Consider the following 12,343-nt stretch of genomic DNA (forward strand, 5'->3'; position numbering starts at 1 on the left):
TCTGCTTTGAGTCTGGCGCTGAAAACACCATTAAAATATTAAGTGATATATCAAAAAATCAGCTAAATTTTTTTGCCGAAACTGCAATACAGCTGAGCAGCACCGGCAAAGACATTCGGTTATGTTTCAGTGTTTAGAAAAATACTTCAGATGCTGGGTAATCGCCGCCACAGCAGCAGCCTGATCTCTTCGGCACACAGCATCCGCGATGGCTTCGTGCTGTTTCTGTACTGCCACATAAGTTTGCTTGTCCGAGACAGAAAAATGCCAGAGTAAGGTCGACCGCTGGTGCAGATTGCCCACCAGGTCAACAAAGAAATCGTTACCGGTCATCTGCGCCAGAGAGGTATGAAAATCCCGGTCCAGACGAATAAGCCCCTGCTGATCATTATTTTCAATCAGGGCATAAGCCTGCTGTAAAATTTCCTGCAGTGCCTGACACTGCTCTTCAGTCGCACGTTCAGCCGCACAGGCGACCATGGCCACTTCCAAGGGTAACCGTGCTTCAATCAAGTTCTCAATATCTTTAGGCGTCAGCGCTTTAACTACAACGCCTTTACGGGGAATGATATCCACCAGCCCATCATATTTGAGACGCTGCAACGCATGATGTACCGGCGCCCGGGTATACCCAAGCTGGCTGCAAAGTTCCAGTTCATTCAGATACGCACCCGGCGCGAATTCCATTGAAAGGATCTTCCATTTAATATTTTCATAAACCTGATCGGTTAAAGACACTTTGTTCTTTGCAGCAGCCAAAATCAGCACCTGAGTAATTAAAAAACGAGGCATTATCCCCCAGGCCATTGCATAAGTCACTCAACGGTCCTGAGCCCTTCCGGTGTTCAGCCGGCAGTTTCAGCGGCAACCGCAGCAGAAAAACTTTGGCGGTTAGCATGAGACTCCATAAAGCGACAGATATTCTGCCAGGGCGTAATGGATATATCATGATGCCGGGTCCAGCTGATAATCACATACGCATAGATATCGGCAACCGTTAGCTTTTCACCGTGTAAGAACACTGTATCATCAGCCAGAACAGCATCAATATAATCAAGCCGGCGTTTCAGCTTATCCAAGGCACTGCTGCGTTCCTGCCAGGTCATGTCCGGCTGGTACCAAAATGGCGAGAACGCTTTATGTAATTCAGAAGATAAAAAGTTCAGCATGGCCTGCTGCTGGTAACGCTCCCAGCTACCGTTCTCGGCAATCAGCTCAGCCTGCGGATATGCATCTGCCAGATACTGCAAAATAGCCGGCACTTCTGTCAGCACACCATGATCTTCAGCGACAAGCGCTGGCACATAACCGTTAGGATTAATATCCAGATAATTTTCACCTTCGCCGGTTAGCTTTGATCCCGGATCAACATCTGCAACCTGATAATCAACGCCCAGTTCATTAAGGGTAATTCTGACTGCCTGTGAACAGGCACCGTTAATTGCATAAAGCTTCATAATTACTGCTACCAATTAATAGATTTTCCGATAGGAGCCCAACAGTTTCACTGTCGAGATTTTGCGCATTTCGGCCAACGCCTCCTGCACCTTAAGATCAGCAAGAGAGCCAATAAAATCGATAAAAATATAATACTTACCAAACATCTTACGGGTGGGTCTGGAAACAATACTGGTCAGATTAATGCCCCGCTTTGCCATCGGTTTCAGCACCTCGCACAACAGCCCGGCGTAATCATTATGATCAAGAATAATAATGCTGGTCTTCTCAGCAGCATGGCTTACCTGGGGGTATTGATCAGCGTTACCCAGCACCAGAAAACGGGTTTGGTTGTCACTGAAATCCCCCACATCTTCAATCACCGTCGGATAATCAGCAGGATCAAAACTCCCCGCCGGTACAATCGCCCCGCAGCCATGGCTGTTATCCCGCAACATTTCCAGTGAGTAAATATTACTGTCAGTATTGATGACATTAATCTCACCCAGCGATGCAATGAAATCCACACACTGCCCTTTAGCCACAAACTGTGCATACAGCTGGTTTATCGCAGCCAGATCTTTCTCTTTACTGATGAAAGAAAATTTTACGCTCTGGTAAATTTCCCCAAGAATGATCAGCGGTGCTGCAACCAGATGATCCAGCACAATCGACACATAGCCCTCTGAAAAATTTTCCACCGGAATTACCCCCAGATCGCACTCTTCACCGATTGCACACAGTGCGCTCTTGATCGACCGGAAATACACCGGCTCCGACCGTTCATCCGCGCGCTGCATATAGTTCATCGTGGCAGCATCTGAAAAAGTACCCCGGGGCCCCAGGGTGGAAATTTTGTTCATTTCTGTCTCTCCGGCCAGCATCAATTCTGTAACTGTAGTTCATCCAACTATCCAGTTGTGCCCGCCTAAATTTCATATCACTTGATATATCACAAAACATATCATAATATTTTTACATGATGCAAGCATCATCAGTAGAGCAAAACTCTCCGTTAACAAATCAACAGGAGCACTCACGTGGCCATTACACATATCAATCCAGAAGAGATGTCAGCACCTTTCGGCGTATGGACAACAGCCGTTATGTCGGAGCCAGGTAAACACCTGTATATCTCCGGCGTCACCGCCCGCAATAAACAGGGGGAGGTTGTTGGTAAAGGCGACATGCCCGCTCAGACCCGGCAAATCTGTGAAAACCTGAAAACCGCTGTTGAAGCGGCCGGCGGCAGCCTGAAAGACATAGTGAATGTCACCGTCTATGCCACCGACGTTACCCAATTCAAGACAACCCATGCCGTGCGCAAAGAGTACTTCCCGGAAAATCCTCCGGCGTCTGCTATGGTTGAAGTGACCCGGCTGGTTGATCCTGAATGCCTTATTGAAATCAGCGCAGTAGCGGCGATTGGCCAGTCTGTATAAGGAGCCTGAAATGAGCGATATTACTAAGAGCTTAGAAACACTGATTGTCAGCCCACCGGAAGAAAACTGGGTTTTATTAGAAAAAACCGGCGGTGTGCGGGTAAACACGCTGTATGAAAACCCTGAGACCGGTGCCAGCATCTCCCTGCTGGACATCCCTAAGGGCGCGGGTATCCCGGTACGTCACAAACACGCTTCGAACCAGTTCATGTACTGCGTCAAAGGTACCTACGAATACCTGGAGCCGGACAGCCTGATCCTGCAGGGCAACAGTTTTTACTGGAACCCAAAGGGCTCCTATCACGGCCCGACCAGGGCGATTGAAGACTGCCTGATGCTGGAAATATACGACGGCCCTCATTACGACGAGATTCCGTCCTACCACACAGAAGATACTGTCGGTAAGCTATCCTCGGAAAGCTAGCAAAAAGGCTAACCCCATGAAATCATGGGGTTAGTTTACTTATCAGTTATATTTCGGAGCACATAATGAGCATTGATAAATTTGACAAGGAAATACTCAGGAGACTGCAAAAGGACGGAAAAAAACAAAACAAAGATCTTGCCGACGAAATAGGCTTATCACAATCCCCCTGTTCCCGCCGGGTAAAGCACCTCGAAGACACCAACATCATACGAGAATACGTCGCACTGGTAGAGCCTGCGGCAGTCGGTTTCCCGATCAGCATTTACGCGAATGTCGCCCTGGATAAACAAACCAAAGAATCCGTCAAACACTTTGAAGACGCCATCATGAATTACCCGGAAGTAATGGAATGCTACCTGGTGACTGGCAAGTACGACTACATTTTAAGAATTGTGGCGCAGAGTATAGACAGCTACCAAACCTTCCTGATGGATAAGCTGACACTGATCGAAGGCGTCAAAAACATTCAGACGACCATCACCATGAAACCGGTGAAATACAGCACATCCATCCCACTCTGAGCCATACAGACTTCAGGTAATGGGCCGGCAATCTCCGGCCCTCCATTTACAACATTAATCTTTCAGTTGTGGTAACGGCGAAAATGCTGCCGGGCGCAGAATTTTGTTATCCATCTGATCCAGCAAGTGGCCAACCTTACCCAGAAATGCCTGCCACTCAGGATGAGCAAGCAAGTCTGCACGCAGTTCTTCACGCCGGGCAAAACTTTCATACGCCCACATATGAACCACTTCATTCACGCCACCGATTTCGGTGTAGTAGTAGCCCACAGGATTTTTCAGTAAAGACTTCTGTAGCTCATAACCTTCACTGCCATAAATACGTAAGAACTCAGGCACAGCCCCAGGCTTTAAACGGTAGGTACGCTGCTCAATAATCATAAGCAATACTCCTTACAGCTGTTCTTTTCTTACCGGATTCACCAGCTCACCAATGCCACTGACAGATACGCTGACGGTATCTCCGTCCTTCATGAACAGTTTCGGCTCGCGCTTGAAACCTACGCCACCCGGGGTCCCGGTAACAATTACATCGCCCGGCGATAAGTCCGTAAAAGCAGACACGTATTCGATAATCCGTTCCACCGGAAACAGCATCTCACCAAGCTTAGCCTGCTGAACCACCACCCCGTTCAGCTCAGTTCTGATTTCCAGCTGCGCCAGTTCAGGCACACACTCTACCGGCATCAGACCGGGCCCGAAGCCACCGGTAGCCGGAAAGTTTTTACCCGCAGTGTACTGATGTGTATGGAACTGCCAGTCGCGTACCGTCGCATCGTTATAGCAGCTGTAACCGGCAATATGCTCAAACGCCTGCTGCTGACTGATGCGGCGTCCGCCCTTACCGATCACCAGTGCCAACTCACCTTCAAAATCCAGTTCATCACTCTGTTCAGGCACCAACAAAGGCTGGCCATGCCCCACCTGAGTAGAGGCAAAACGGGTAAACAGCACCGGATAATCACCGTGACTGCGGCCGGTTTCCTGCACATGCTTGCCGTAGTTAAGGCCAACACAGATCACCCGTTGAGAGTGCTCAACCGGCGGCAACAGAGTGACATCCTGCAGCTCATGATCAATATCATTATTGGCCGCAACACTGAGGTACTCATTACGTAATGCGGCACTCAGGAACGGATGTCTATCGCTGGAATAACCGGAATGCTGATCCACACATACAATCCCCTCCCCCTTAGTTATGCCGATATAACGGGCACCGCGATACTCATAATTCACTAATAAATTGTTATTCATAATCAGCCTGTATAATTTTCTTTTGACACAAGGTGTTACAGGGCACGCGCAACACCTTCCAAACTCAGGAAGCCTAAGAAATCCGTGCATTCATCCTGATTTGAATATACCAAAACAGTGCTTTGTCCCGTTTGCGTACTGCACCTCTAAACGGCTGACTTTTAGCAGACAACCAAGATTTATCAGAAAAAACACACGCCCGATTGCAGACAAAAAAAAGCCCTCTTACGAGGGCAAAAATGCTTGGACAGCATCGAGTGAGAAGCGTTATGAATTGATCATTCCAATCCCAGTAACAGCCGTGGCAGGAAGAGCGCCAAATCAGGTACGAAGGTAACCAGCAGGACAATCGGTAAATGCCCCAGCAATAAAAACTTCAGCGTCGGTGCCAGGTATTCATTTATCTGCGCCTTACCCACAGACCCGGCCATATACAATAAGGGGGCACAGGGGGGCGTTATATTGCCAAGCCCCAGGTTTGTTCCGACAATCGCAGCAAAATGGATCGGGTGAATCCCCAGATCAGTCGCAACCGGTAAAAGAATAATCGAGGCCAAAATACTGCCGGAAACATCATCCACCAGCATCCCGATCAGAATCAGCACCAGGTTAATCAGCAACAGGATAAAGATCTTATTATCAGACAATGACAACAGGAACGCCGACAACTGCTGAGGGACCTGTTCGAGTATCATTGCCCGGCTCATGATGAACAGGAAAAAGATCATCGTCACAATCGCACCGATACTGATCACCCCCTTCACGATGGCATCAGACGCGGTTTTAAAATTCAGCCCTTTATAGATGAAAAAGCCCACCGGCAGCGTATAAATTAACGCCACTGCTGCCGCCTCTGTTGGCGTAAACACGCCGCCATAAATGCCACCCAGCATAATAACGGGCATCATCAGCGCCCAGCTGGCCTTACGGGTGGAGCTGAACACTAACTTGCGCCGCTCAGCGGGCTCAAGTTTCACATCCGCTTTAACACCCGGCAGCCTGCGTACATAGATGAAGTTGATCACACAGTAAATCAGGGCAATCATGATGCCCGGCAGGATCGTCGATAAAAATGCCGCCGCCACAGACAAACCGCCCGCCAGGGCAAATACGATCATCGGCACGCTTGGCGGTATCAACAACGCCAGTACCGAAGAACAGCCAACCAGTGCCGTTGCGTATCCCCGGGGATACCCCTGCTGCACCATCTTCGGAATCATAATCGACCCGATAGCAGCAATTGCAGACGCACCGGAACCGGCGATGGCCCCGAACAGCGCGCAGGTAATAATGGTTACCGCCCCCAGCGCACCCCGAATCGAACCTACGATGGAATTAATAAAATTCACCAGCCGGTCTGATATCCCACTGGCCCCCATCAGCGCACCGGAAATAATAAACAACGGCAGCGACAATAAGGCAAAACTGCCCAGTTGCCAGAACGCATGAGGCACCAAATACCCCAGACTCTTTCCGGCCAGCAAGGCAAAACCTAATGAACCAATACCGAACACGTAGGCAACCGGCATACCCAGCAATAGAAAAACAACAATAAATAACAGTGTCAGGCTCAGTACCAGCATCACAGCTCCCCTAACGGTTTATCTTTAGAAGGATGCGGCGACTTATAGTCGTAATCACCCACTTTAAATCGGAAGCTGAATAACTCTCTGCTCAGATACATCGCCATCAACAGAAAACCAAATACAGCAGCAGACACCCAAATAGCCGTTGGCCACTGCAAACTGGTGCTGGTACGGTTTATTTTCATGGTGAAGAGAAGATACTTGACGGTATAAAAAGCAAAAGCAGAGGTAAGCGCAAACGCGATCAGGTAATTCATATACTGAATGCCAGCCCTTAACTTATCGCTCATATTCAGCAGATCCGCGATCCCACCGTGCAAATGGCTACGCTCACGGGTAACAATAATCATCGCAAAGAAGTACAGCCACAGGCCCACCAGAACACTCAACTCTTCAACTTCAGGAAAAGACGCGCTCAGGACATACCGCAGAATAACAGCAGTAAACATCAGCGCCGCCAGCAGCAGGCTTAATACCACAACACTGTAACGAAGGAACTGCGCCAGCCTGACATCAAGTTTTTTAAGAAAAATAACCAACATGATTCATACCTTTCAACTAACGGGGAAGTCAGGGCCAGCGCCCCGACTTCACACAGGTTGGTTACTTCGCAGCTATTTTCTCACGTACACCGGCCACAAAGGCCGCGTCAGTTTCATTTTGCAACCAGGACCACTCTTCCTCACGCAGCAGCGCCTTGGTATTTTCCAGTTGCTCCGGTGACAACTCGACCACATCGATGCCATAGCTTTCAATGTCTGCCAGAGTCTTGTCACTCAGGTTACGTGCTTCCTGCCAGGCCCATTCAACAGAATGATCAACCGCTCCCTGAATGTTCGCCTGTTGCTCACTGTTCAGGTCATTCCACCAGTCCAGATTCACCAGCCAGAAACCGTGTTCAAAGACATCCTTAGTAAAGATGTAGGTCTCCAGCACATCGCGCATCTGCCAGATTTCAGACGGAGGACCAAAAGAACGGCCATCCACAGCCCCTAACTGTAACGAGGTATAAAGTTCAGAGAAGGCCATTGGAATCGGATCAAATCCCAGCAGTTCGAACCGTTTTTGCGCCAGAGAAATAGGCGGTACGCGAATCTTCAGACCTTCACCATCCTGAGGATAATTGACAGGTACAGCGCCTACCCCTTTACGGATTGCCACCCCTCCGAAGTCCGACGGCAAAATCGCCAGCAGCTTCATATTCAGGTCAGCATAGATATCGTTATACACATCCATCATGGCACCCTGAGGGCCATATAATGACTTAGCGGTATCCCAGTTATCTGAAATATATCCAAGAATGAAGATATTCAGCCGGGGATCAAATTCACTCGAAGCAAACGTCATCGTCATTGGAATCTCACCCTGTATTGTCTGCTCAAACAGGGAAGTCCAGTCACCAAGGGCACCACCAGGCTGGTAGTTAACAGAAATATCATCACCGTTCAGATCGGCAAGTTTCTTGGTAAAGATCTGCGAGGTATGATCAAAAATATGCTCAGCTGGCATCGGGTGAGCCAAAATCATTTCTTCCGCATAGGTAACACCAGAAGACAGGGTTAAAGCAGCAGAAAAGCCTAAACCGACGGCCGCATTTTTTATTTTATTAGCAAGCATAAATAGCTCCAGTTTTTTATTGTATCGCCAACCAAACTCATGATTGTGAGTTAGTTAAATAATCAGATAAGAAGGTAAAACCGTTCACCTGACAGGGAAAAATACTACCACCTAGTTATTAGCATCGGGTTGCTAATGCGACCTTAAAAAATATAAAAAAAAACACAGAACACTAAATATAAGACATATAAGTCAATCAAATTGCCACCTCTATGATCCGGATTAAGAACCTATAAAAACCTCTTTATAAAACGCAAAAAAAAGCAGCCATAAATGTATGACTGCTTATGAATTCAACTCATTTAATTAAAATTAAACACACCGACAATAACCGTCAGCACGGCTGCAATACCGGAAAACTTACCCGAGTTTTTAGTCCAGGCAAGCATTGACTGATCACCCTGACGCCATTTCACGGCAGTAATATGGCGAACAATTTCGGCACCGCCCACCGCAGCCACCAACACCATCTTCACCCAGAATAACCAATCCTGACCAGCAAGGCCGCCCCACTTATACACCAGCATTAAAATACCGGTGATAATCAGTAAGGAAGTCCCTAAAAACGCCATATAAGAAGCGCTCTTCTCATAGCGCCAGAGAATTTCGGCAGTGTCTGCCGGAGCTGTTTCTAACCAGCTAATTAGCGCACCATGTACCCGGCCACCGATAAATCCCAGAATTACCCCGGCCAGATGAATCACCAAAAGAATTTTGAGCAAGGTATACAGCATAAACACATCTCCAAAGTCATTTCTGTTTCTCTCAGATCATTGGTTAAAAACATTCAAAAATGCTCAGGAAATATGCAACAGACCCTAAGGCCTGTTGAACTGGAGTTACCCAGAAACCAGCGATACCTCCCAACCTGAAACTACGTTTTTTTCAGCACCAGGAAACCAATATCAACACTTAAAAATGGTATCAGAATGACAAAATACAGGATTGCGAATCGTTGCCGAAAACACCCAGCAACTGAAACTCATCACCAAAGAACAGAATAAAAAATACTCTCAGCACTAAAAACTGAAAACAAATGACTACTCAGAAAAAACACCCTGAATTTTCACCGGTTGACGCAGATAGCCCATTAAATGCTCCAGGCTGTCTTTAAGCAGATATCCACCCCGGGACGCTTTAACGGTCAGCGCAGCCCCCTGGATACAGGCGAGACAAAACACCGCCAGGGAGTAAGTATTCACAGAAGACGGAAACTCACCTGCGCGCTGCATGGCTCTAAAACCGGCATTTAACTCACGGATAACCGCCCCGAATACTGAGGCGTCCAGATCAGATGCCTGGCGACAACTGAGCGGCGGGCTCATCGCCTCAGCCACTGACATTCCCAGCAGACAACTGCGGGCTGTACCACTGCTACGGCTGGCTTCATTAAGATAATCAAACCATTCCTGCAATTTTTCCCAACTGTCCAGAGGCAAACAGCGGGCGGGTAAAAAACGCCGGTTATAGCTGAACAAAACCTCATCAACCAGCGCCTGTTTACCGGAAAAGTAATAATAGAACTGACTCTTAGTGACATCAGCCGCACAAAAAACATCATCCAGACTCACTGCTTTAAAGCCCCGCTGATGCATCAGGTTTTCAGCTACCTCAATGATCTGTAACTTACGCTTACAGCCTTTCAGGGTAGCGGGACGCTGACTTTTAAAAATCAAATCATCTGACATAACAACGGGACTCAACAGACGTATTACTTACCGGGTATATGATTTTTCAGAGAAAAATTCAGGAACAGCTCTGCTTCACTGTATTCAGGAAACAACAGTTCCAACTTATTGTATGCTTCTTCAAAGCTGCCTGAAGTACGCACAACAAACTGGAAAATCTCCATGTACTCAATTAAATCAGCAAAGATTTCAAAACCGCCAGCCTCACCATGACCGGCATAGACAACAGGCTTCAGCTCACCCCAGCGACGTTCCATGATTTCCAGATTAAATTTCCAGTTAGTGATCTCCTGATTCCCTACCGGTGCGCCCATCCACTCACCCAACCACGGGAAAACCTTGTTGTAGGCTAAATCTGAAGCAAACAAAGCATTCAGATCAGGGCTGTACAGCGTCGAAATAAATCCCGTCTCACTGGACAGATAGTCATCCTGTACAAGTAAAGCCGTACCTGACGGAAAATAAATCTTATTCCCCTTCATCACCTCAAGTGCTGCTTCATAGTCGAACTTATCCGTATGCATTTCAGGCACTGACAAAAAGCCATTTTCCTGCATAAATACTGTATTAGCGATAATGCTGTTTTTAATATCCTCGTTGGCCACCAGGACCTGCGCCTGAGGATACATATCCAGAATATACGCCAACCCCATATAATGGTCAGGATGAGAATGGGTAACAAAAATATACTTTAAATTCGTATTGGATTTTTCGATAACCTTTACAAGTTCCTTTGCATTTTCATTATCAATCTGCGCATCAATCAATAGTGAATCTTTACCATCATCAACAAGAAAAGAATTAACTAACTCTTTCGTGCCAACAAACTCACTGAGACTGACTTTACTGTATGCATTCGCAGACAGCATAAACAAAGTGGCGGCGACTGCCAGGGCTCTTAAAAACATTTCTTTAACTACCTCTGATTGATTTTTTAATACCATAGGGTACAAAATCGATGATCACAAACGCCCCACGCCTGATAAAAGATCTCCATATAACAGTAAAACGCAATCCAGCATAAAACCCCGCCAATATGACTAACGACCCCGCAATACAGACTAAAAAAACACCGTAAAAAGTCACCGCCATTGCGTTATTAATCAATCTGAATAAATCATCTGGCCCCATACGTATATGTATTGCAATATTTTACAAGCCCCTGCAACAGCAACCTTTTATAGTAAGCTTACTGAACAACCTATACGGCAAGAACTATGACTAAATACAGTTTTCTTGATGACTACAGCGAAGGCTGTCATCCGAATATTCTAAGCGCCCTGGCGAATACCAATCTCATCCAGCAAACCGCTTACGGACACGATGAGTACACCAGTAAGGCTAAGCAACTGATTAAACGGGATATTAATGCTGAACAGTCTGAAGTGTATCTGGTGGTAGGCGGGACCCTGGCCAACATTATCATCATGTCTTCCTGCCTGCGCCCCTACGAAGCTGTCGTATCTGCAGATACCGGTCATATCGTGGTACGGGAAACCGGGGCCATTGAAGCGACCGGACATAAGATCATCAATGTCAGCAATCAGCAGGGTAAAATTACCGTCAAGCAACTGGAGCAGGTGCTGACTGATCATGCTCACGTGCCTCATATGGTGAAACCAAAACTGGTGTATCTTTCCAACGCCACTGAGCTGGGTACGCTTTACAGTAAGCAGGAATTAACGGCGATCTCTGAATTCTGCCGGGAGAATAATCTTTTCCTGTTTCTTGACGGCGCCCGTCTGGCAACCGCCTTAACAGCTGAAAAGAATGATCTTAGCCTGCAGGACATTGCCCAACTGACTGATCTGTTTTCGCTGGGTGCCACCAAGAACGGCGCACTCATCGGAGAAGCAATCATTATTAATAATCCCGCGCTGGCAGAAGACTTCGCCTTCAACGTGAAACAACGGGGAGGCATGTTATCCAAGGGCCGGTTACTCGGCATTCAGTTTGTCGAACTGTTTAAAGATAACCTCTATTTCGAGCTGGCAGAACATGCCAATAAGATGGCCAAAAGGCTCTCTGCAGGCCTGCAAAGTCACGGCCTTCAACTGGAAGCCGATACCGAAACCAATCAGATCTTCGCCGTGTTACCGGATGCACTGATTACCCGTTTACAAGAGAAGTTCGATTTCTACGTATGGAGCCGCAAAACTGCCGACAGCTCGGTGGTGCGGCTGGTCACCGGTTGGGCAACGCCGGAAGAAAAAGTGGATGAATTTATTGCACTGCTGTAACCCTGCTCAGGTACTGTTGCCCGTTTAACGGCGCAGTACCTGCTTCCCCCCTGCCCTGTATCTGTAAGCAGGCAATTCCCAGTCTTATCTGACACCTGGCTAACCGGGTTAACAATACTCCGAGTCCCGGA

At 47.4% G+C, this 12,343-nt stretch carries 15 protein-coding genes; 4 read left to right on the forward strand and 11 right to left on the reverse strand.

Translation table 11 applies throughout. The features are described from left to right. Positions 1-126 precede the first annotated feature (126 nt). The 3 genes from PCI15_RS16935 to PCI15_RS16945 are packed head-to-tail and all read right to left on the reverse strand — an operon-like array spanning position 127 to position 2,300. The gene (locus PCI15_RS16935; protein ID WP_271271111.1) at positions 127-792 is read right to left on the reverse strand and encodes a GntR family transcriptional regulator; all 666 of its coding nucleotides are present in this window, start codon (positions 790-792) and stop codon (positions 127-129) included. Between the two features lie 53 nt (positions 793-845). Next, positions 846-1,457 carry a glutathione S-transferase N-terminal domain-containing protein gene (locus PCI15_RS16940; protein ID WP_271271112.1) on the reverse strand — a complete coding sequence of 204 codons (612 nt, stop codon included), beginning with the start codon at positions 1,455-1,457 and terminating at the stop codon, positions 846-848. Between the two features lie 15 nt (positions 1,458-1,472). Further along, on the reverse strand, positions 1,473-2,300 hold the full coding sequence (locus PCI15_RS16945) for a prephenate dehydratase (protein WP_271271113.1): 828 nt from the start codon (positions 2,298-2,300) through the stop codon (positions 1,473-1,475). A 177-nt stretch (positions 2,301-2,477) separates the two neighbouring features. Between PCI15_RS16945 and PCI15_RS16950 the strand changes: the two genes are divergently transcribed. The 3 genes from PCI15_RS16950 to PCI15_RS16960 all read left to right on the forward strand — a co-directional run bounded on the left by PCI15_RS16950 (position 2,478) and on the right by PCI15_RS16960 (position 3,827). After that, positions 2,478-2,879 (forward strand): RidA family protein, encoded by a 402-nt coding sequence (locus tag PCI15_RS16950; protein ID WP_271271114.1) that lies wholly within the window; start codon positions 2,478-2,480, stop codon positions 2,877-2,879. Between the two features lie 10 nt (positions 2,880-2,889). Further along, positions 2,890-3,303, forward strand: coding sequence for a cupin domain-containing protein (locus PCI15_RS16955; RefSeq protein WP_271271115.1), 414 nt, complete (start codon positions 2,890-2,892; stop codon positions 3,301-3,303). 65 nt (positions 3,304-3,368) lie between these two features. Continuing rightward, entirely contained in the window at positions 3,369-3,827 is a 459-nt protein-coding gene (locus PCI15_RS16960) for an Lrp/AsnC family transcriptional regulator (protein WP_271271116.1), read from the forward strand. Between the two features lie 54 nt (positions 3,828-3,881). Here PCI15_RS16960 and PCI15_RS16965 read toward each other — a convergent pair whose 3' ends face one another. The 8 genes from PCI15_RS16965 to PCI15_RS17000 form a co-directional block, all read right to left on the reverse strand. Continuing rightward, complete coding sequence (locus PCI15_RS16965; RefSeq protein WP_271271117.1) at positions 3,882-4,208, reverse strand: NIPSNAP family protein; 327 nt, start codon at positions 4,206-4,208, stop codon at positions 3,882-3,884. A gap of 12 nt (positions 4,209-4,220) precedes the next feature. Then, a complete protein-coding gene (locus tag PCI15_RS16970; protein ID WP_271271118.1) occupies positions 4,221-5,081 on the reverse strand; it encodes a fumarylacetoacetate hydrolase family protein in 861 nt (286 codons plus the stop codon). Positions 5,082-5,359: 278 nt separating this feature from the next. Next, positions 5,360-6,664 carry a TRAP transporter large permease gene (locus tag PCI15_RS16975; RefSeq protein WP_271271119.1) on the reverse strand — a complete coding sequence of 435 codons (1,305 nt, stop codon included), beginning with the start codon at positions 6,662-6,664 and terminating at the stop codon, positions 5,360-5,362. Continuing rightward, the gene (locus PCI15_RS16980) at positions 6,664-7,209 is read right to left on the reverse strand and encodes a TRAP transporter small permease (protein WP_271271120.1); all 546 of its coding nucleotides are present in this window, start codon (positions 7,207-7,209) and stop codon (positions 6,664-6,666) included. The genes PCI15_RS16975 and PCI15_RS16980 overlap by 1 nt, the downstream gene beginning before the upstream one ends. Positions 7,210-7,270: 61 nt before the next feature. Beyond that, positions 7,271-8,284, reverse strand: a complete 1,014-nt coding sequence (gene dctP, locus PCI15_RS16985; RefSeq protein WP_271271121.1) for a TRAP transporter substrate-binding protein DctP — start codon at positions 8,282-8,284, stop codon at positions 7,271-7,273. A gap of 302 nt (positions 8,285-8,586) precedes the next feature. Next, positions 8,587-9,018: a hypothetical protein gene (locus PCI15_RS16990; protein ID WP_271271122.1), complete on the reverse strand. Its 432-nt coding sequence runs from the start codon at positions 9,016-9,018 to the stop codon at positions 8,587-8,589. A 306-nt stretch (positions 9,019-9,324) separates the two neighbouring features. Beyond that, complete coding sequence (locus PCI15_RS16995) at positions 9,325-9,972, reverse strand: TetR/AcrR family transcriptional regulator (protein WP_271271123.1); 648 nt, start codon at positions 9,970-9,972, stop codon at positions 9,325-9,327. Between the two features lie 23 nt (positions 9,973-9,995). Further along, positions 9,996-10,916, reverse strand: a complete 921-nt coding sequence (locus PCI15_RS17000) for an MBL fold metallo-hydrolase (RefSeq protein WP_271271124.1) — start codon at positions 10,914-10,916, stop codon at positions 9,996-9,998. A gap of 273 nt (positions 10,917-11,189) precedes the next feature. Between PCI15_RS17000 and PCI15_RS17005 the strand changes: the two genes are divergently transcribed. Then, complete coding sequence (locus PCI15_RS17005; RefSeq protein WP_271271125.1) at positions 11,190-12,212, forward strand: threonine aldolase family protein; 1,023 nt, start codon at positions 11,190-11,192, stop codon at positions 12,210-12,212. The last annotated feature ends 131 nt before the right edge of the window (positions 12,213-12,343 follow it).

Source organism: Aliamphritea hakodatensis (assembly GCF_024347195.1).
Classification (GTDB): Bacteria; Pseudomonadota; Gammaproteobacteria; order Pseudomonadales; family Balneatricaceae; genus Amphritea; species Amphritea hakodatensis.